The organism is Flavobacteriales bacterium, assembly GCA_021296215.1.
Classification (GTDB): Bacteria; Bacteroidota; Bacteroidia; order Flavobacteriales; family ECT2AJA-044; genus ECT2AJA-044.
This window is the reverse complement of sequence record JAGWBA010000043.1, coordinates 1-20,389: the sequence shown is the minus strand read 5'-3', so window position 1 is coordinate 20,389 and position 20,389 is coordinate 1. Positions and strand designations below refer to the sequence as shown.

At 48.3% G+C, this 20,389-nt stretch carries 22 protein-coding genes; 12 read left to right on the top strand and 10 right to left on the bottom strand.

Features of this window, described 5'->3' with window-relative positions:
- Positions 1-130: 130 nt before the first annotated feature.
- The gene (locus J4F31_08090; protein ID MCE2496520.1) at positions 131-316 is read right to left on the bottom strand and encodes a hypothetical protein; all 186 of its coding nucleotides are present in this window, start codon (positions 314-316) and stop codon (positions 131-133) included.
- Between the two features lie 203 nt (positions 317-519).
- Here J4F31_08090 and J4F31_08085 point away from each other — a divergent pair, with 203 nt between their 5' ends.
- From J4F31_08085 to J4F31_08075, 3 genes are read left to right on the top strand one after another with little or no spacing between them, the layout of a single operon-like run.
- Complete coding sequence (locus J4F31_08085) at positions 520-1,101, top strand: DUF4136 domain-containing protein (GenBank protein MCE2496519.1); 582 nt, start codon at positions 520-522, stop codon at positions 1,099-1,101.
- A 4-nt stretch (positions 1,102-1,105) separates the two neighbouring features.
- Positions 1,106-1,357 carry a hypothetical protein gene (locus tag J4F31_08080; protein MCE2496518.1) on the top strand — a complete coding sequence of 84 codons (252 nt, stop codon included), beginning with the start codon at positions 1,106-1,108 and terminating at the stop codon, positions 1,355-1,357.
- 59 nt (positions 1,358-1,416) lie between these two features.
- Entirely contained in the window at positions 1,417-1,719 is a 303-nt protein-coding gene (locus J4F31_08075) for a hypothetical protein (GenBank protein ID MCE2496517.1), read from the top strand.
- On the opposite strand, the gene J4F31_08070 is transcribed toward J4F31_08075, so the two are convergent.
- A complete protein-coding gene (locus J4F31_08070) occupies positions 1,681-2,349 on the bottom strand; it encodes an ATP-binding protein (protein MCE2496516.1) in 669 nt (222 codons plus the stop codon). The genes J4F31_08075 and J4F31_08070 overlap by 39 nt on opposite strands.
- A 27-nt stretch (positions 2,350-2,376) precedes the next feature.
- Here J4F31_08070 and J4F31_08065 point away from each other — a divergent pair, with 27 nt between their 5' ends.
- From J4F31_08065 to J4F31_08050, 4 genes are all read left to right on the top strand, one after another.
- Positions 2,377-3,078 (top strand): DUF4918 family protein, encoded by a 702-nt coding sequence (locus J4F31_08065; protein MCE2496515.1) that lies wholly within the window; start codon positions 2,377-2,379, stop codon positions 3,076-3,078.
- Complete coding sequence (locus tag J4F31_08060) at positions 3,079-3,486, top strand: hypothetical protein (protein MCE2496514.1); 408 nt, start codon at positions 3,079-3,081, stop codon at positions 3,484-3,486.
- A gap of 147 nt (positions 3,487-3,633) precedes the next feature.
- Positions 3,634-4,029, top strand: coding sequence for a hypothetical protein (locus J4F31_08055; protein ID MCE2496513.1), 396 nt, complete (start codon positions 3,634-3,636; stop codon positions 4,027-4,029).
- 137 nt (positions 4,030-4,166) lie between these two features.
- Positions 4,167-5,060, top strand: coding sequence for a tetratricopeptide repeat protein (locus J4F31_08050; protein ID MCE2496512.1), 894 nt, complete (start codon positions 4,167-4,169; stop codon positions 5,058-5,060).
- On the opposite strand, the gene J4F31_08045 is transcribed toward J4F31_08050, so the two are convergent.
- Positions 5,061-6,914: a cation:proton antiporter gene (locus J4F31_08045; protein ID MCE2496511.1), complete on the bottom strand. Its 1,854-nt coding sequence runs from the start codon at positions 6,912-6,914 to the stop codon at positions 5,061-5,063.
- A gap of 19 nt (positions 6,915-6,933) precedes the next feature.
- The gene (locus J4F31_08040; GenBank protein MCE2496510.1) at positions 6,934-7,287 is read right to left on the bottom strand and encodes a hypothetical protein; all 354 of its coding nucleotides are present in this window, start codon (positions 7,285-7,287) and stop codon (positions 6,934-6,936) included.
- A 34-nt stretch (positions 7,288-7,321) separates the two neighbouring features.
- On the opposite strand from J4F31_08040, the gene J4F31_08035 reads away from it, so the two are divergent.
- Positions 7,322-9,847, top strand: coding sequence for a phosphoenolpyruvate carboxylase (locus J4F31_08035; GenBank protein ID MCE2496509.1), 2,526 nt, complete (start codon positions 7,322-7,324; stop codon positions 9,845-9,847).
- A gap of 63 nt (positions 9,848-9,910) precedes the next feature.
- On the opposite strand, the gene J4F31_08030 is transcribed toward J4F31_08035, so the two are convergent.
- Positions 9,911-10,180, bottom strand: coding sequence for an RNA-binding protein (locus J4F31_08030; GenBank protein MCE2496508.1), 270 nt, complete (start codon positions 10,178-10,180; stop codon positions 9,911-9,913).
- Between the two features lie 140 nt (positions 10,181-10,320).
- Between J4F31_08030 and J4F31_08025 the strand changes: the two genes are divergently transcribed.
- Positions 10,321-11,046 (top strand): DUF2490 domain-containing protein, encoded by a 726-nt coding sequence (locus J4F31_08025; protein ID MCE2496507.1) that lies wholly within the window; start codon positions 10,321-10,323, stop codon positions 11,044-11,046.
- On the opposite strand, the gene J4F31_08020 is transcribed toward J4F31_08025, so the two are convergent.
- The 4 genes from J4F31_08020 to trxA form a co-directional block, all read right to left on the bottom strand.
- Positions 11,009-13,798 carry an outer membrane beta-barrel protein gene (locus J4F31_08020; protein MCE2496506.1) on the bottom strand — a complete coding sequence of 930 codons (2,790 nt, stop codon included), beginning with the start codon at positions 13,796-13,798 and terminating at the stop codon, positions 11,009-11,011. The two genes, J4F31_08025 and J4F31_08020, sit on opposite strands and share 38 nt — an antisense overlap.
- Before the next feature lie 31 nt (positions 13,799-13,829).
- Positions 13,830-15,290, bottom strand: coding sequence for a hypothetical protein (locus J4F31_08015; GenBank protein ID MCE2496505.1), 1,461 nt, complete (start codon positions 15,288-15,290; stop codon positions 13,830-13,832).
- On the bottom strand, positions 15,287-16,417 hold the full coding sequence (rffA, locus tag J4F31_08010; protein MCE2496504.1) for a dTDP-4-amino-4,6-dideoxygalactose transaminase: 1,131 nt from the start codon (positions 16,415-16,417) through the stop codon (positions 15,287-15,289). Before rffA ends, J4F31_08015 begins: the two co-directional genes overlap by 4 nt.
- Before the next feature lie 78 nt (positions 16,418-16,495).
- Positions 16,496-16,867 carry a thioredoxin gene (gene trxA / locus J4F31_08005; protein MCE2496503.1) on the bottom strand — a complete coding sequence of 124 codons (372 nt, stop codon included), beginning with the start codon at positions 16,865-16,867 and terminating at the stop codon, positions 16,496-16,498.
- A 136-nt stretch (positions 16,868-17,003) separates the two neighbouring features.
- Here trxA and J4F31_08000 point away from each other — a divergent pair, with 136 nt between their 5' ends.
- Genes J4F31_08000 through J4F31_07990 form a run of 3 tightly spaced genes read left to right on the top strand, consistent with a single transcriptional unit; the run spans position 17,004 to position 19,768 of the window.
- On the top strand, positions 17,004-18,722 hold the full coding sequence (locus J4F31_08000; protein MCE2496502.1) for a hypothetical protein: 1,719 nt from the start codon (positions 17,004-17,006) through the stop codon (positions 18,720-18,722).
- Positions 18,698-19,150, top strand: a complete 453-nt coding sequence (locus J4F31_07995; GenBank protein MCE2496501.1) for a hypothetical protein — start codon at positions 18,698-18,700, stop codon at positions 19,148-19,150. The genes J4F31_08000 and J4F31_07995 overlap by 25 nt, the downstream gene beginning before the upstream one ends.
- A gap of 54 nt (positions 19,151-19,204) precedes the next feature.
- Positions 19,205-19,768, top strand: a complete 564-nt coding sequence (locus J4F31_07990; GenBank protein ID MCE2496500.1) for a T9SS type A sorting domain-containing protein — start codon at positions 19,205-19,207, stop codon at positions 19,766-19,768.
- A gap of 49 nt (positions 19,769-19,817) precedes the next feature.
- Here the strand turns inward: J4F31_07990 and J4F31_07985 are convergent, their stop codons facing one another.
- Positions 19,818-20,282: a hypothetical protein gene (locus J4F31_07985; GenBank protein ID MCE2496499.1), complete on the bottom strand. Its 465-nt coding sequence runs from the start codon at positions 20,280-20,282 to the stop codon at positions 19,818-19,820.
- Between the last annotated feature and the right edge of the window lie 107 nt (positions 20,283-20,389).

The following is a 20,389-nucleotide window of genomic DNA, read 5'->3' as shown; positions in this document are numbered from 1 at the left end:
CCCGTTAAAGAGGGGGATTCAATTTCAAGACCTATATTTAATCGTTAGTAAATAATCTTCTGGTCTTAAGCCTTAAGAAAAAAGGAGATTGGTTCGACACGTGTCGATCGGAAAAACCGGAGCGAGATAGTTAGTCAATATTTCGCTTGACGAACTCGAGTTCTTCTGCCGCATAACCATCCATCAAGAGGGCCCAATCAAATAAATCCCAACCACGAATTTGCTTTTTTCCGATACCGCGACGTTCAAGTTCGTTGCCTGCTGCTTCCAATAATGTGTCTGTGTTGTGCATTCTGCCTTTTTGAATTTGATGCAAAAGTCGCCATTCTGAAACGACTTTGATATAACTGCTTGTTTACCAAAGTGTAAAGTTACGAAATATATGCATGCATAGTAACAACGAAAGACAGGTCAAAATGTTTTAGATTTGCCTCAATAATCTGCTAATTTTTACGAATGAAAAACGCATACTTCAAAGGGATGTATCGATGGTCCGTCTGACTCCTAATGGCAGTAGTGGTGAGTTTGTCTTTTCAGAGTTGTTATCCTGAAGAGGTGAATAGCTATTCTGAGCTGGATCTCGTGTTCACAAATTACGATGAGGATTATGATTTTTCTGGAATCACGACCTATCATTTACCGGACACTGTAATTCCGATCCTCGACGAAAATGAGGACCCAAGCGATGTAAGCACTGTTCACGATAGTTACATCCTGCAGCAGATTCGCCAGCAACTCGATGAAGCCGGTTTGACTCATGTAGCTGATACATCAGCAGATTTCGACGTGGTGTTCATTGCCACTAAAATGAAAACGACCACCTTGGTGTATTGGTACGATTACTGGTACGGCTACTGGGGTTGGTACCCGGGTTATTATCCGGGCCAGGGCTGGGGTTACCCTTCTGTCTCCTCGTACACTACAGGTACATTGCACATTAGCATGTACGATCCCGATAACTTCGATCCAGACTCTGAGATCGTTCCGGTTGAGTGGAACGGGTTCGCCAACGATCTGTTGAATGTTACGGGAACACAAAATACGCCTTCGCGCATTTCAATTGCCCTAGAAAAGATGTTTAACGAATTCCCAAATGAATAAGACCATGAAGACATTAAAGGATTTATTTGTCGCTACGGCCTTAGTGCCGGGGATCAGTGCGCAGGGGCAATCGTACTCAGATGTTTGCTATACGGTCGGTATTCCAATGGGAGCTGCGTCCGACAAGATCGACAACGCGAGCTGGAGAAGTTTCGGTTTCGAGTGGGGCCAAGAATTGGAAGAAGATCGTTCGATCGGATTCGAGCTGGGTTGGCACGTGTACAGTAGCCAAGAAAAAACGCTCGCATTGAGTTGAATGATAACGGTACGGCCGTTCTTCAAGGAACCCGCCTTACGTATTATAACATTTTCCCAATGCAAGCGAATTATCGCTACTTCCTCGGGGAAGGGGATGTGCGTCCGTTTGCAGGGCTAGCCATGGGTACCACCTTTGTTTCGGAGCGTATCGATATGGGAATCTACTCTGTTACTTCGGACCGATTCCGATTCTCGGGAACTCCTGAAGTTGGTGCCGAGCACTGGGTACATTCGCGCATGAGGTTATTCGTAAGTGCGCGATACTTTTACGCCTTTGCCAACCGCAAAGACGATATCGATGCATTAGGAGACCCATTTAGCTCATTGATGTTCCGATTCGGAATTCGTTCTCGAATGTGATTTGATCAGATGGAAGCGCCAATGATTTGGCCGCTCACCCTCATAGTCTAAAGCTATTAGGCCCCACCACATAAGATGAGCCAAATAGGAAACTAACGCGCGCCGTGGCATACCCACGGCGCGTTGTATTTCGTTTAGTTGCAAGTTTTTCGTCCGCAGCATTTCGAGCACATGTTTTTCTTCGGGTTGCAGTTCGATCAAAGATCCGCGAGGACGTTCATCCTCTTGCCATTGCGCAATTTGTACGATATGAGCCTTCAGATTTCTATCGGCGTTCCGGAAATAAGCCCACCAACGTCCTTCCTTATCTTGCGCCTTGTGGACCTTCCGCCCGCGAGGGCGCACTTCGACTTCAAGAACTTCCACACCGTCGACTTCCCAACGATGGGCTTCAACTTCAACGGGAGGGTCGCAATACAAGTCGGCCGCCCCTTCGATGACATGCCATTCCTCAGACGTTCGCACACCGGCGATCTTACCGTTATCTTTGACGCCAACGAGCAACCGGCCGCCATCCGTGTTTGCGAAGGCTACCAAGGTAATAGCGATCTTATGGGCATCGTCAACGCGGAATTTGAAATCTTGCCGCTGATGTTCTCCCTCTTTGATCTTGGACTGAATGGGGTGCATATGCGACAGAAGAATTAAGTTTGTTCTATGACCACTTGGGCAGATCGAATTTTGAAGGCCAACGAGGGATTCGACCCTCAAAGTTGGGAATTACCCGCGGGAATTCGAGTGCTAAATCCATTCGAAGGTCCTGAATCGGATCGCATTCAAAACATTAACGAGGCCTTTTATAGAAAGTTCTATAACGACAACGCACCCAGAAAGCTGATTCTTGGCATTAACCCCGGTCGCTTGGGTGCAGGTGCTACCGGTGTTCCCTTTACCGATACGAAAAGAATGGAGGGGGTATGTGGAATATCCACAGGAGAAATGAACACTCATGAGCCGTCTTCGGTCTTTGTGTACGAAGTCATAGAGGCTTTCGGCGGCCCTAAAGCATTCTACAAAGAGGTTTTTATTCACTCCGTGTGCCCACTTGGTTTTGTGAAAGTGAAGGCTGACGGTGAGGAAGTCAATTACAATTACTACGACGATAAATCGCTGGAGATGGCGGTTACACCATATATAACCGAGTGGCTTAAAGAGCTTGCGAAATGGCCGGTAGATCTTGAACGAGTCTTTTGCCTCGGTAGTGGAAAGAATTTTAAATATTTGAAGAAATGGAACGAAGAGCACCGGCAATTTGGTGAAATAGTTCCCTTGGATCATCCGAGATACGTGATGCAGTATCGGGCAAAACGAAAACCCGAGTTCATCGATAAGTATCTTTCTAGATTAAAAGACCTCTAAATGGCAAAGAAGAAAGGGCGTAAATCGAATAGGGAAGCCAAACGATCAACTCCTAGGGATATCTTTGATCGAATAGGAAAATACGATTACTTGGCCTTTGCCTTGTTGGCTGTTGCCGTATGGGCGGTGTTCTCCGGGTCGAATGATCGTGAATTCGTGCATTGGGACGATAACGAATACGTGTTTGAGAATCAAATGGTCATGAGCGATGAAAGCGAGTGGTCCGATTTCTTCGACGCGGATCTCGTTGGGTTGATCTCGGTAGCGACCAGGGCAAAGGAGTGCTCTGAAGTGAATACAAGGGTCATCGTAGTGGCGAACTACCATCCCGTTACTATGCTGACCCTTCATTGGAACTGGCAAAGTGGCGACGGTGATTTCGGACCTTTTTATAGGACAAACCTGTGACTTCACCTTATAAACTCCCTGCTGGTTTATCTATTCATAGTTCGACTTTATCCGAGTAGATGGGTTGCGCTTTTTTCGGCTTTGCTCTTCGCTGTGCACCCATACCACGTTGAATCGGTCGCCTGGATGTCAGAATGAAAAGATGTCTTGTACACGGCTTTCTTTTTGCTCGGTTTGCTGGGCTACCAAGAGTACCTCAAGCGCCCAAAGCCGCTTTGGTATGGTTTGACTTTAGGAGCTATGCTGTTATCGTGTCTGTCGAAACCGGCGGCTGTGGTTTTTCCGATCGTAATGAGTCTGCTGGTATTGGTGAAGGACCGAAAGTTCATTTTCAAGAACTACCTTCATGCGATTCCGTTCTACGTTGTCGCGTTGATCTTCGGGCTCATCACCCCGGGCACTCAATCAGAAGCTATTAGCGATTCCGATTCGTTTACCTTTTTTGATCGACTAACTTTAGGGTTTTGGGCCAATGCCGTTATCTGTATCGATTCTTTGCCCCGGGATACCACTCTACGATGCACCCAATTCCATCCGAAATGAGATCGATTTTTTATGTGGGATGGAGTGTCATGCTCGCCTTTGTTGGGGTTTTAATCGCTAGCCGGCGCACTGGAAAAAAGTGAATCTTTTTTGGAGCTCTGTTTTACTTCTCCACGATCGTATTGGTTTTGCAATTCTTGGGCGTTGGATCTGCGATCATAGCGGAGCGGTATACCTATTTGCCATACGTAGGGCTGTCGATCGCACTGTTTGTTACCCTAAATCAGTGGCTCAAAGAGGGTGATGGGGTCCTCAAAGGGAAAGGGTTGTTGGTTACGTCGCTGCTTTCCATCGCCATGGTAACTTTTGGAAGCATGAGCCATGCTCAATCTCAAAAATGGGTGAATAGCGATCTGCTTTGGTCACAAATGATCGAAAAATACCCCAATGCTTACCTTGGATATAAGAGTAGGGGGTATTACTACAGTGTTTTGGCCAAGGACCGCAACGACGCCGACCTATATCGTAGAGCCATTGCAGATTACGACAAGGCCATTCCGAGGTCCGACAAAGCCGGTGTGCTTTCTGAGCTCCACACGATTCGCGGGTATGCCTTGTTCGCCCTTGGTCGTGATGAAGAAGCGGTACTAGCTTACGATAAAGCCCTAGAGCCGGAACAGGACAATGATCAGGCTCGATCGAACAGGGGAGTGGCGTTGGTTCGATTAAAACGATACGAAGAGGCTTTTCTCGAATTGAATGCTACGGCCGACAACCCGGAGTACAGAGCCCATACGCTAAAAGCTAGGAGTGTTGCCTATTTCTATACTCGTCAATATGAAATGAGCATCGCAGGTGTCGATGAGTACTTAAAATTGAATCCGACCGAGTACGACATGATGAATCAGAAGGCCGTTTCACTGCTCAATTTGGGACGGTATCAACAGGCAGTAGAGACACTTTCTACTGCTATACAGTTGGCGGGCAATTCACATCCTTCGATCAAGCAATTCTATAAAAACAGGGCTCTGGCTTATGAACTCATGGGAAATAATGAGCAGGCCGCGGCCGACCGTCGAATGGCCCAGTGATCACGTGTCGTTTCCGGAATCGACGGACACCGAACGATGGGCATCATCTTGCCGCAAGGCAATAAGCACATCTCCTTTGGTAATGATGGTTTCCGCGTTATTCACGATTTCGTAGCGGCCCGATTCTTTCCGAATAAAGACGGGTAGCTGGCGATTTCGCTCCTTCTTTAATAGCGATTCGAATTGTTCTTGCGAATCGAGCGGTTGCTCGCTCCATTTCGGATTGGTTCGGATAAGTGACGCCAGATAGAGGTAGTCCGACTTTTGCGCGAACAGGAGGTTGTGCTCTGCCTCAAAATCCTCTAGTTCGGTTTCGCGACGCGAGGGAATACGGTACACGTGGCTTTCGCCAAACTCTTCTTCGTACCGTTGCATGGCGAGCTGATTGATCTCTGAATTCGAGGTCATTGCCAACAACCTCCCAACTTGTGTTAAGTCCATTTCGTCCCTTACGCCGCTGGCCAGCACATCGCCCTGAAAGGTATCGAGCCCTTCGCTGCGCGCCTTGTTGATGTTGTTTTCGCTCACATCGGCCACAAGTACCGATACGCCATTTTGTTGCAAGTACCGCGCAAAGAATCGCGGCACATCGCTGGCACCAACGATGAGCATTCCGACCGGATCTGCTCGTTCGACTTTGAGCAAACGGGCCACGAACTTAGCGCTCGAGCCTTGCAGAACCACAGTACCCACGATCATGAGGAAAGTGAGTGGCAAAATGAATTCGGCTTGTTGGCGAATGATTGGGTTAGGAGCATTCGCGATCAACTGAATCGAAAAGAGAGAAGCAACTGCGGCTGCTACGATTCCCTTGGGACCGATCCAACTGAGGAATACCCGCTCGTTCCATTTCAGCGACGACCCCAGGGTCGACAAGAAAACGATGAGTGGCCTGATCACCAGTACCACCAAGCCAAAGAGTGCTACACTTTCCCAACCGAGTTTCTGGATCTGCTCCATGTTGATCCGCGAGCTCAATAAAATAAACAGGACCGAAATCAGGATCAGGCTTACATCCTCTTTGAACGAAAGGATCTTCTTTAAGTCTGGCACATTCATGTTGGCGAGCATGATTCCCATGAAGGTAGCGCCCATTAGCCCGGCTTCTTTTTGCACCATTTCCGATGCGGTGAAAGCAAAGATCACCAAACCGAGGGTGAAGACGTTTTTCAAGTACTCGGGAAGTCGATTGCGTCTTAACGTCCAGCGGAGGAACAGCGCAGCAAGGCCACCTACAAAGATCCCACTGGCAATGGTGATCACGAATTCCTGCATGGCCTCGGCGGTGATCTCCTCACCGAAATGCCCGGTCTGGATGAATTCGTATACCAACACCGCGATCAAAGCGCCAAGGGGATCGATCAGGATACCTTCCCATTTCAGAATGGTATTGATTTGTTGATTTGGCCGTACGTTGCGCAGTATGGGCATAATGACCGTTGGACCACTTACGATGATCAAGGCTCCGAACAAGGCCGCTATGCCCCAATCGGCTCCGAGTAAGTAGTGCGCTCCCAAGGCTCCTCCAATCAAGGTGATGATGGGCCCAAAGATCAAGAGGTTTCGAACCGTTCCCGCCTGATCGCGAATTTCGCTGAGCTTCAGTGTGAGTCCCCCTTCGAAAAGAATGACCCCTACCGAAATGCTGACGAAAGAGAATAAAAGGTCGCCCGAAAAAATAGCATCCCCATCGAGCAATTTAGACCCGTCTGGCGTAAATAAACTGGCAATGGGTCCAACGGCCAATCCTATTACGATCAGTGGTAAAATAGCGGGTTGTTTCACGCGCCAAGCCAACCATTGGGCAAAGACCCCCAGGATCAATATACTGGCCAATTCGAGCATTCCTTCCATACCGGATAAGATAGTAAGTTTAATGAAGTAAAGGCCAAATAGACACCCAGGGTTCACGCTCAAGGCCCAATTGCCATATCAACGTCACCCCAATGAGCACTACATATAGGTATCCGCGAACGAAGCGCTTGAGTACGCTGCGATTCGGGTGAAATCCCAGCCGGTCCAGTACGTCGGAGTAAAAGGTCTCGTCCTTTTTTTCCTCCAGATTGTGCCCGTCGTTCATCAGGCAACGACCAAACACGGCGAATTGCAGGATCACGATCCCATACGCCAACACCACCAGCTGCCAGTCGAACATAAAGGGAATAAAGTAGGCGCCCACCGTCAGTACTAAGTGTACGCTAAACCAAAGGAGCGAGGTGCCTTTCATTCCGCTAATTTAATACCTTAGAAAAAAACATCACGTGGATCAGATCTTTCAAGAAGAGGTTGCCCTCAAATATCGACTGTTCAATTCTATTTTTCTCACCTTACCCTTCGCGGGAATCAGCGATACAGGGCATCTTTTGCCACTCCTACACGATTCTTGTGATCGGGGCCTCGCGGCCCGATTGACACCTGCCGAGATCCTAGAGAACTTCTTCGCGGAGCACGGCTCCCAATTGACTGAAGAGCAACAAATTACCTTGCTCTTTAGGTTCGTTCAGTACATCGAGCGGCAGGTCGTACTCTTTGATGCGCTTGAGGATTCGGCATATGAAAAAATCCACGGGGTAGCCGATCAGTATTCCCTAGCCGCACTTTTCAAGGAGCGCACTAATCCGACCGAACAGTGCCAACTACGCGCTTACATGAACCAATACGGCGTTCGTGTAGTCCTTACGGCGCACCCAACTCAGTTTTACCCCGGACGTGTACTTTCCATTATCACGGACCTCGAAAAAGCGATACGCACCAACAGCCTTAACGAGGTTGAAGAATTACTCCGACAGCTGGGCCGGACGCCTTTTTACAACCGCGAGAGACCTACCCCTTTCGAAGAGGCCATATCGCTTATCTGGTACCTTGAAAACGTTTTCTATCACAGTATCGGAGAGCTGCTCACCGAGATCTCCCATCAATTGGGTTACGGATTCACGAATAGCCGCCTGCTGCAATTGGGCTTTTGGCCCGGGGGCGACCGCGATGGGAATCCGTTCGTAGACGCCGAGACTACCCGCCAAACTGGTGCTCACCTTCGTAAAGCGGTACTTCGGTCTTACTTGAACCACCTGCATCGACTCAAACGCCGACTCACTTTCCCTGAAACCGAAGAGCGCATTCGCGAACTGGAACGCACCCTCGAAGCCATGATCCAAGGTGAAGAGGGAATCTCCGTAGAGGAATTCACCACGCGTATCGAAACCCTTCGCGATATCCTCAACGAGAAATACGACGGCCTCTTTGCCGACCGCGTCGATGACCTGCTGCGGCGAATTCGTGCTTTCGGCTTTTATTTCGCATCGCTCGATCTGCGGCAAGACAGCCGAGTGCATCACACCGTGGTACTCGATATTCTTAGTGCCTGCGGCACGATGAACGACTACGAGGCCTTGGGTGAAATGGAAGCCATGGACTTTTTGCTTTCCACTCCGCTCAGCTTCGATGAATCGGATTTAGACGATATGACCCGTAGGACCTTGGAATCGATCCGGGTGATGAAGGAACTGCAAGAGCAAAACGGTGTAGCAGCAGCACACCGATACATCATTTCGAATACACAGTCGGCCTTGAATTTGGCCGAATTAATGTTCCTTTTCAGAGTTGCGGGCTACGAGGGCACCGAAATACCGGTCGACTGGGTCCCATTGTTCGAGACCGTGGACGATCTGCAGAAGGCGCCCGAAATAATGAACCGCTTATGGGACTGGAAACCATGGGTCGAGCACACATCCGCCCGAAAGGGCGTACAACCGATCATGCTTGGGTTTAGCGACGGAACCAAGGACGGTGGCTACCTCATGGCGAATTGGGGAATTTACCGCGCTAAGGAAGAGCTTACCACCGCCGCACGCGATCGCGGTTATACGCTGGTGTTTTTCGACGGTAGGGGAGGTCCGCCCGCGAGAGGAGGTGGTAAAACACATCAGTTTTACGCAAGTCTGGGGAATACCGTGGAGAATAAGGAGATCCATCTGACCATTCAAGGCCAGACCATCAGCTCGAATTTTGGAACGGTCCAGGCGGCCAAACACAACTTAGGGCAATTGCTTACGGCCGGAGTCAGAAGTAAAATCACCGCTGAGGGACCCGGTATCTGGAGCGAAGAGAATAGAAGTGTGATGGAGGAGCTCAGCGATCGATCGTACCGCGCTTATCTCGATCTAAAGAACCACCCTGATTTCCTGGACTACCTATCTGAAATGACGGTACTAAAGTACTATGGAGCTACCAATATCGGTTCGCGACCAAGTAAGCGGAAGTCTGATAATAATCTGAATTTGAACGATCTACGAGCTATTCCGTACGTGGGGTCTTGGAGCCAAATGAAACAGAACGTTCCCGGATTTTATGGGCTCGGAACGGTGTTCGAAGGTATGAAAGAAGCGGGCCGACTAGCCGAAGTGCGCGACTTGTACCATCAAGTTCCTTTCTTTCGCGCCTTGTTGAACAACGCCATGCAATCGCTGACCAAAGCGAATTACCCACTGTCTTCTTACATCGCTAACGACGCTAAGTACGGTGCGTTTTGGAAGAATCTCGAAGCGGAGTATTTAAGAACCGGGGAGCTGTTGTTGGACTTGACCAATATGAACGACCTCATGGACGACGCCCCGTTAGGGCGAGCGAGTATACGTTTGCGCGAAGAGATCATAACTCCGCTGTTGGTTATTCAGCAGGCGGCGTTGCTGAAGCTTAGGAATGGGGAAGGAGCAAACCGAGAAGCGTGGGAAAAGCTTGTGATTCGCTGTTTCTTCGGAAATATCAATGCCACTCGAAACGCCGCATAGGTATAAAAAAAAGCCGCCCCCAATGGGAGCGGCTGTAAATCCTATATGAAAAAGAACGGCGTCTTAGTAGCGAGGACGCTGCGGACGACGCTCGCGCTCTTCTGCTTTATTCACACGGATGTTTCGACCTTGAATCTCATAGTCGTTAAGACCTTCGATGGCCGAATTCGCATCGGAGTCATTGGGCATTTCAACAAAACCAAATCCGCGTGAGCGACCGGTTTCGCGATCCATAATGATTTTAGCCGAAGCTACTTCCCCATATTCCTCGAACATGCCACGAAAATCGGACTCGTCTAAACGGAAAGGAAGATTTCCTACAAAAATATTCATAATAAAAAGACAAAAATTAAACGCCTCAAAGGTAGGCTTTTATAGAAGGCACCCGACAAAGTTTGAGGTTTGGTAGGTAACGAATGTGTTATTATCAGCGCATTTTAAGGTTAAGGATATTAATCCTATACCTTTGTACCATGCGAAAAATCCTTGTCTTTCTACTTGTTTTCTGCGCCAGTACTGGGCTGCGGGCTCAAGACGTGAACCCATCGGCGTGGACACTTTACAACGGTCGATACGATCTCAATGAGCGATGGTTTTTGAATTCGGAGCTGCATTTTCGCTTCACTGATGGTGCTTTGACCTTTCAACAGTTCCTTTTTCGACCACAAGTGAGCTATGTTTTAAACCCAAATTTCACTTTTTCAGGGGGTTACACCTACATTCATACCTATCCTTATGGTGAATATCCCTTACCTAATGATATTGGCGAAAACAACATTTGGGAAGAGGTGATGATACATCACCCGCTGGGCTCACTCAAGATGTCGCATCGTATTCGCATGGAACACCGCTGGATCGAGCATCCCGTAGTTTCGGGTACGGGCTCCATCAATGGTTCAAATCCGGGCTATAGTTTTGGAAATCGCTTTAGGTATCGGTTGATCTTGGAGTACCGCTGGAAAGATTCGCCCTGGGCCGTCATGGCCTACGATGAATTGTTCTTTTCGACCAATGAATATCTGGTGCCACAAGGATTAAATCAAAATTGGCTTTACCTGAGCGCTAAGTACAAGCTCAACGATCGTTGGGTTATTCAAACCGGTTGGCAACAACAGTACTTAGAGTTAGCCAATGGCACTACTCAACAAAATCCTACTTGGCTTACGGCCGTTCACTATCATTTACCGGCGCGGCCTTGAAGTCGCGAATTCGGTATCGGAAGGTCAGCATGACGTATCGCTGCAGCACTTCCGTTACACGGTCCTCATAGTACGCGTCGCTTACTGTCCTCGCAATGCTCGTGTTTTGGCCGAGAATATCGTACACACTGAGTTGTAGCTCCCCCTGATTCTGATCGAAGAGCTTTAGTCCGGCACTGGCTCCCCACAAAATGAACTGACCGTCGAAACCTTCGGTCAAACCAGCGTACAGCTGGTGACTTAACTCAGTCCGCAACACCAGTTTGGAGGTCGGTTGATAGTACGCCTTGAGTTTGGTGTTCTGCGACCAATACTGATCGTTTAGCCGAGTATTCAGGGTGTTGCTCACATCGTTGAACGAAGTGGTACTGGTGATGGTGAAGTCGACCCGCTCGCTTATGCTACTGGTCAAGGCCAAAGTTGCTTCGGCTGCCGTACTCCTCGCGAGGTTCAGTTCTCCGTCGATCAAACCGGGAGTTTGCGCCCAGTTGAGTCCTAAGCTCCAGTTGAAATTCGACTTCAACGCCGCCAGGGGCATTCCGTGCGTGTACAAGCCGCGAAGCGTGAATCGATCATCGAGATTCTCAGCAGTTACCAATTGAGTTCCACGCGCCAGGAATATCCCGTTCGACAATAGGGTGTCCTTGTTGGCGTACAAGGTGCTGTTTCCAACGTAATCGTTCACCGCCGATGCGCTAAAGAGCCAATACGACACCGTGTTCTTTTCTTCACTGTTAATATTCCATCGCATGCTTAAGCTATGCGTATACTGCTGGTTGAGATCGGGGTTTCCGACCGATAATTGAATCGGGTTCGAGTTATCCACCACATTCTGAAGCTGCGAAATACTGGGAGCAGAAGTATTTGCACGATAGATTAACCTCAGCGTATTGTTTCGATCCTTTCGATATCTCCACATGGCAAATGGAACGAATGCAGAAAACTCTTTTTTGAGGCGGCCTACGGCCGGAAAAGTTTGTTCGCCTTCCAGTCCGGCCAGTTGGTAGTTTAGGGACACAATAAAGAAATGACGACGCTCGCGCATCATGAACCCCGCACCAACTTCATCCTGAACATATCGACTATCGAAAACATTGCTCAACGAGATGTCGAGTAGGGAGTAGTCATCGCTAAAATCGGAGTAGTTGTAGGTCTTTTTATCGCTGTCGCTGTATTCCACTGAGTGGGTGGCGTTGAATTGCAGCATGATCCCGCTACTTCCCAAGGGTTCTGTATATCGCAAGTTCACGTTCCACGAAGCTTCGGCCTCTTCCAGCCAATTCTGCTGATCGAGCGAATCTAGAATATTGGTGAGTTCGTAAACGGTGTAGGTATTGAGCTTACTTTCTCCGGATGTGGGTTTGTAGCTCTGTCTTGAAGATAGCATGATCGATCTTCCTTGCTTTTTGAAACGACGGCGATATAACAAGAAATTCTGAATACTCAGCGATTCGTAGTTCGATACGAAGTCATTGCTCGTACTGTTGATTTCCGTATCGGCCGTGTACGTTCGACCGTCGAGCTCGCTGAAACCGTCGTTTTGCTGAATGGTGATCGACGGATTAATCAACACAAAATCGTTCGTTTCGCGCCCCCCGTACTCGATCCGCGCATTGAATCGGTGATTGATATTTGTGCTTTCGGCTACGCTTTGCTCTTCATACACCTGACCTGAATCGTTCGGCAATACATAAATACGGCGCAAATCCGTGTTGTTGGAGTTTTCGGACCGATTAAAGAAATAGCTCAAGGTACCTTTCCAATGCTCGCCCCATTCGTCGCTAAAGTTAATGGCAATAGCGTTCGTTTTAGTGATTCCGCCTTGCTGCGGAACGGAGAAATCGTTTGAGCCGCCACGGGCTCCGCCTCCGGGAGGACCTCTGCGGTCGCTATTCGCTATTCCGGCCAGATCTTCTTCGTTGAAGTTCTGATTGTTGATGTTGTTGCTCTGCGCAACGACCGTTAGTCGCTGATCCTCGTTGAACCAATTCACTACACCGCCGGCCTGGTAGCGGTCATCGGACCCATAACCCGCGTAAACATTCCCGAAAGCTCCGTTTCGGTATTCCTTGCGAGTTACGATGTTCATGGTCTTGGTGGTGTTTCCATCGTCGAATCCGGTGGCTTGACTTTGCTCGCTTTGCTGATCAAAGACCTCGATCTTCTTCACCATCTCGGCCGGAATATTCTTCAGTGCGGCATTGGGGTCGTTTCCGAAGAATGGTCGGCTGTCGACCAACACTTTTTGAACGGTCTCACCCTGAGCCTGCACTTGGCCATCTTTTACGACCACACCGGGCATTTTTTCGACCAGGTCTTGTGCGTTCGCGTCCGGGTTGGTTTTATACGCATCGGCGTTGTAGGCTACCGTATCGCCCTGTTGTCGGGCTCGCAGAATCTCATCGACCACGTTTACTTGTTCCAGTTCCTCCGAAATCGGAGTAAGGGCAATGACCAAGGTGTCTGATCCGTGGACCTCAAGGCTGCGCGTGTCGATCTTGTAACCGACAAAGGTCGTTTCGAACCGATAAAGGCCATCGGGCAACTGAAGAACTATGAGCCCGGCTGAATTAGAGGCGCGACCTAAAAGTGGTAACTCTTGATCCGCGTTGAATACCAGGGTATTAGCCCCTGTAAGCGGAGTTTGATCCGTAGCGCCGACAATGCGCAACACCACGTCGTAGTTGGCTTGGGCCACCGCAGTTCCCCATCCCGCCGTTAAGGCGGTAATCCAGATTAAAAGTTTCTTCATAATCGATCAGATGTCCGCGCCGCCCAGTGGTTTAATCGAAGCACTGCAAAAGGGTCCAATCGCCGTGAACTTCAGTAACGCCGTATATTCCGAGGGTATCGCCTACGGCGAGATTTGCGGGATCGCGGAAATCCATGAATTCGTCCTGATTATAGCGTATGTGGTCGAGGATCAGGTAGTCGGGCCGGGTATCACTGAGGAACTGCAGCAGGCCTTCGTAGGTGTCGCTGTAGTCGGGATAATTGCGTACCCAGAACTTGAATGCCTTGAAACTGCGGATCTCGTAATTTTCCTCGATACCGTTGAACAGCAAGCCGGTTGGCCCCAAAATGCTGGAATCTTCTGGAATGCTAGCCATCATTTCAGCGGTGCGGGCTTTTGTGTCGACCCTGCGACTGATCAGGTTGAACGAGTAGATCGAATTGGTCACGATGAATCCGACCAGAAAGAAGAGGGTAGCGTACTTGAGCTTTGCATTGAACGTCGGCCACCGTCCAAGGTGAACGGCAATTATTATGGCGATATAGGGGAGGTAGAGGATGTAGTATATCGGCGTTTGTCGAGTCAAAGCTCCAAGAACGAGGATCGTGAATAAGAAATAGCGGAGCAGTGTCGTCGCCTTTTGTTTCAGCGTCTTCCACGACCCGATTAGTGCTATGAGTAGGAGTAGGGAAGTGCTTACCTCACGGGCCGAATGAAAAAATCGCAAGTGTTCGCTCAGCATCTTTACGATGGGGCTATACCAATGCCAGTCGGACTCGCTGAGGTTAGGGTTTTCGAGGTATTGGGTAAGAAAAGCTTCGAGATCACCCGGGCCTAGGAGATTGTGAAAGTACAATGAACCAATGGCCAATCCGATGACCCCATAGATGAGAGAGGGGCCGAATTTGCGATAGCTCAATAGTAGAAGTCCGCCCGCACCTGCATAGGCGGCGCCATTTAAGTGGGTAAAAATGGACAATCCGGCCGCGAGGCCGCCCAGCAATAAAAACTTCTTCTGATCGGTATGCAGATATCTTTCGAGCATCCGGAAATTCAGGAATCCGAAGGTCATGAGCATGGTTTCGGGTCGGTAGCGATAGGCTGCCGTTAAGAACATCGCCTGGAAGAAGAGCACTGCGAGAACCCATGCTGAAGCGCGTGGGAATTCGGCAAATTCGATTTTTGAATAGCGCGTAATTATGAGAGCCAGTACTGCGGCAAAGAAGAGGGGGATCATGCGTAACGCGGTCAATGACCAACCTGCGATATCGATCATTCCGGCTCCCAACAGCACAAAAGCCTTGTGGGTGGAATACTGAATAGTGTGCCAGCCATTTGGAAGGCCGTAGTGCAGGACTGACCGGTAGTAGCCTAGCTTATGCCACCAGTAGGCATGTTCGGCGAGCATGGATTCATCGTGGTCTATCCATCGAAATGGAATAGATATGGCAAAGATCAGCAAAGCCAATATGGAAAATAGCGAAACCCATCTATTCAAATCGAAGTTCATTGGAACGTCTTTTTGATCACTTCGGCTATGCGGGTCGGGGTTTCTGGCGGGAGCTCGTAGAAAAGGGGAAGGCGGACCAGGCAATCGGTAAACCTATCGCTGTTGGGGAGGGATCGACCGTCGTGCTTTTCTTTGAAGTAAGGACTTTTTTCCAGGGACAGGTAATGGAATACTGCTTGAATCTTTTCGGCCTTTAAGGCGGCGATGAATTGGTCGCGCCATTCCAACGATGGTGCTACCAGGTAGTACATATGCGCGTTATTCGTAGCGTGTTCCGGAATCTTCGGAACTTCGAATCCGAAGGTCTCCGCGATGGGAGAAAGCGCCTTGTGGTAATTGTTCCAATGCTCTTTGCGTTGATCTTGAATATTGTCGAGGTGCTCGAGTTGGGCATACAAAACGGCAGCGATGATATCGGATGGTAAGAACGAAGAGCCAATGTCTACCCAGTTGTACTTATCGACTTCACCTCTGAAGAATGCACTTCTGTTAGTTCCTTTTTCGCGAATGATCTCGGCTCGCTTGACCATACTAGGATCATTGATCACGAGCATTCCACCTTCGCCGGACATGATGTTCTTGGTTTCGTGAAAGCTGAAAGTGGCAAATTCGCCGAAGGAACCTAAGGACTTGTTTTTATAGAAACTATCGACTGCTTGAGCTGCGTCTTCGACCAAAAAGAGATCGTGTTTCTCGCACAGCTCAACGATTCGGTCCATATCACACGCCATGCCGGCGTAGTGAACGATGACTACTGCTTTGGTATTGTGGGTGATCAAGTGCTCTATGGAATCGGGATCGATGTTCGGGTGATCGGGTAGTGAATCGGCAAAAACGAGTTTTGCGCCACGAAGGGCAAAGGCGTTAGCCGTACTCACGAAAGTATAAGAGGGAAGAATGACCTCGTCACCGGGCTCAAGCCCCATTAGAATCGCACTCATTTCCAGTGCATCGGTACAGCTTGTGGTAAGCAAGCATTTTCCGAAGCCATACCTTTCCTCGAACCAACTTTGAGACCTTGCCGTATAGGCTCCGTCGCCACTGATTTTACCGTTGCGCACGGCCTCCTCGATGTAAGCGGTCTCCAGTCCGGTGAAGTAAGGTTTGTTGAATGGTATGCGATCCATAGTCGTTGGCTGAGTCGCAAAAATACCAAAAAAAGCCCCTCCATAAGCGGGGCCAATCCTAAACCAAAAACCTCTGAATCACGCTTCCGTTGTCGTCGGAAGCAGTTCTTTCTCAATTACCTCTTCAAGCACATTCTCCGGGAGTGCTCCAGGTTGGATCATAGGTTGCTTGCCAACCGGAATGAACAACATCGTTGGAATACTTCGGATTCCGAACACCTGAGATAACTCCATTTCACTCTCGGTATCGACCTTGTAGATCACAAGATCATCACCGTATTTATCACTCAATTTTTCGAGGATCGGGGCGATCATTTTACATGGCTGGCACCAATCTGCATAAAAATCGATAATAGCAGGCTTATCGCCCTTAAAGACCCATTCTTTGCTCGTTGTATAGTCGAAGACTTTATCTTTAAAGTCTTGAGTTGTCATTTGTACAGTAGGCATAACGTTGAATTTGAATTCTGTACAAAGGTCGGGCTTTTTTTCGGCTTGGGTCGGTGATAAAAGTCGCATAGATGACAGATTGTGTATTTAGTACACTTAGTCGTATATTTGTGGAACTCTACACTTTATTATCGCCATGAAAAAACTACTCTTCCTCCTCGGTGTTTTTTGCACACTTCCCACTATCGCTCAGGTCGTTCAAGTTGATCCGCCTTTTCCAACGCAAAACGATACCGTAACGATCACATTCAATGCCGCCGAGGGTAACGGCGCCCTGGTCGGCGTAGTTCCGGTTTATGCCCATGCCGGATTGATTACGAATAACTCCACCGGGCCAACCGATTGGCAACACGTTCAAGGCAATTGGGGCACCGCTGATCCGAACGTTCTTATGACGTACCAGGGGAATGACTTACACCAAATGACCTATCATATTCCTACTTTTTACGGTTTTCCTTCCGGTACTCAGGTGCAAGAGCTCGCTTTTGTTTTTCGCGACCAATCCGGGAACATTGTAGGGCGCGACTTCGATGGGAGCGATATCTATTACCCCGTTTATCCTGCAAATAGCGGACTGGTCGGCGGTTTTTTGGCACCGCCGTTTAACCAGGTAGTGGATCCGGGTGACTCGATCCGCTTTTACGCGGGCAGCAATGAACCGGCTACACTTACACTCTACGATAACGGCGTTCAGATCGCTCAGGAAACCTCCGCTACGTCCATTGAGTATTGGCATACTTTAAATGCAACGGGAGGTCACTTGATTGAATTTGTCGCTGATAATGGGTCGCAAATCGAACGCGACTCCATTGGCGTGGTGGTTACTCCTCCGGTTCAAATCGTGCCTACTCCACCAGGGCTGGTCGATGGAGTGAATTACATCAATGATTCAACAGTCATTCTGCAGTTGTACGCGCCCTTCAAGGACAATATATTCGCGATTGGTGATTTTAACGATTGGTTCCCTCGTACACAGGACTTTATGAAAAAAGACCCCGGCGGTGCTCGATGGTGGGTTCAAATTGACAGTTTAACGCCAGGCGAGGTCTATGCCTTTCAATATATGGTCGATGGAGGAAGAACCTATGCGGACCCTTATAGCGAGGTAGTGCTGGACCCGTTTAACGATCAGTATATCCCGGCCAGCGTTTACCCCGATCTGCCCCCGTACCCGTATGGTCAAACCAATGGTATCGCCAGTTTGATGTTTCCCGGTAAAACTCCTTACAGTTGGCAGAACACAGCGAGCTATACCCCTCCCGATAAATCCAAGTTGAACATCTACGAATTACTTATTCGCGATTTCGCCGACGAGCACAGCTATCAAGTCTTGATCGACACACTCGACTATATCCAAAACTTGGGGATCAACGCCATTGAATTGATGCCGAACAGCGAATTCGAGGGTAATGAGAGTTGGGGCTATAACCCTAGTTTTCATATGGCACTAGATAAATACTACGGTACCATCGATGCATATAAAGCCTTTATCGACTCTTGCCATGGTAGAGGCATCGCGGTTATTATGGATTTTGTCTTTAACCATTCCTTTGGTCAAAGCCCCATGGCACAGATGTATTGGGATGATATCAATAATAAACCCGCGGCCAACAATCCTTGGTACAATTCGGATTGCCCACACCCACCGTATTGTTGGGGGAATGACTTTGACCACACCGCTCAGGCCACCAAAGACTTCATTGATCGAGTGAATACCTATTGGTTTTCGAAGAGTTCAAAATTGATGGAGTTCGCTACGATTTTACCAAAGGGTTCACCAACACCGGGGATGCTGGGTACGATAACACCCGTATTCAACTGCTCAAGCGCATGGCCGATACAATATGGGCCGTGAATCCGAACGCGTACATTATATTGGAGCATTGGGCCGACAACGGCGAAGAAACGCAACTCAGTGATTACGGTATGATGCTATGGGGTCAGGCCACGCACGCCTATCAGGAAGGTGCTATGGGCTGGGTGAGCACCAGCAACTTCAACAACGCGGTTTATAAATTCCGCGGTTGGAACGATCCCCACCTCGTGACCTTTCCGGAGTCGCACGACGAGGAACGCATTATGTACAAAACCCTTGCCTTTGGGAATACCAATAATCCCGATCACAATGTACAAGACCTCGATGTCGCCTTGCAGCGAACGACGTTATCTCAAGTGTTCGGTTTGGCGCATCCCGGGCCTAAAATGATGTGGATGTTCGGAGAACTAGGGTATGATGTAAGCATTGATGACCCTTGTCGAATTTGCAATAAGCCGATTTTGTGAGAATACTACGAAGAGCCGAGTCGTAAGGCCGTTTATAACAACATCGCCGCGCTAATGAAGCTTCGAAATGAGCAGGCGATCATGCACATCGATAGCTTTGATTATAACTTCAACGGAGCGGTAAAGAAGTTGCACTTACACGGCACAACCATGAACGGAGTGCTTCTTGGCAATTTTGCCGTGACCGCGTCGACCACTAATCCACAGTTCCAACATACCGGAACTTGGTACGAGTATTTTACGGGCGACAGTATCTTCGTAACCGATTTGACCGCAGACATCTCTATGTATCCTGGAGAATACGCGCTTTACTTTGATCAAAAGCTGACCTCTCCTACGATTGGACTAGAAGAAGTGAACGGGAGTTCCGGTGCTCGGGCCAAAGTATTCCCTAATCCGGCCGCTAGCTCCCTCCATATACTCACAGATGGTCAAGCGGCGCAGTTAGAAACCCGTTTACTCGATATCCAAGGTCGCTTGGTTTTTGCTCAAACTATGGAAGCCAGTTCGGGGAATGTGGGGCCTATAGATGTTTCTGCTCTGCCCAATGGAATTTACTTACTCCAACTAGAGGGTGAAGGAATTAGAGAAACGCACAAAATCATCGTTCAACATTGACACTAAAGCCCCGCTACTTGCGAGGCTTTAAATCAAAATTCTTTCAATACTAGCTCCCTGCTCGATTAACAGTGATTGAGTAAATATCATGTGATTTATCATTTGCAATCATAACTGCAATTTCAAACTTATCATTGCTAAAATATTGGCCAAAAGACAAGTCATACATACCAAGGTGTTTTTCAAACCCCTCTAACTCTCTAATATCTTGACTGTCATATTTTTCTTCTAGTTGTGATACGAGTTTTTTAAATTCCAAGAACTCTAAATTATTGATAGATAGTATGTAGCCATCTTCTCCTAATATCTCAAGTCGAATTAAAGAATCTTGATAACAATATCTTGTGCTAAAGTCATTTTTAAAACACATTGTCATGTCCCAATTTCCGATAAAATCTTCACGATACGATTTGTCATTTAGCAATTTAGTTAAGCCCTGCTCATCAATTTTAAAGTTTGTTGGTACTTGGGAACAAGAAGCAAAAAAACTAATGGCTAAAATAATTGCACTCATAAAAGATATATTACGTCTAATCATTTGTCTATTTGGGAGTGTTCACTAAAGTGTGTCATTGGTTAAAAATCTATCTTCAAAATAGTCACATAAATCCCTGCGGACAT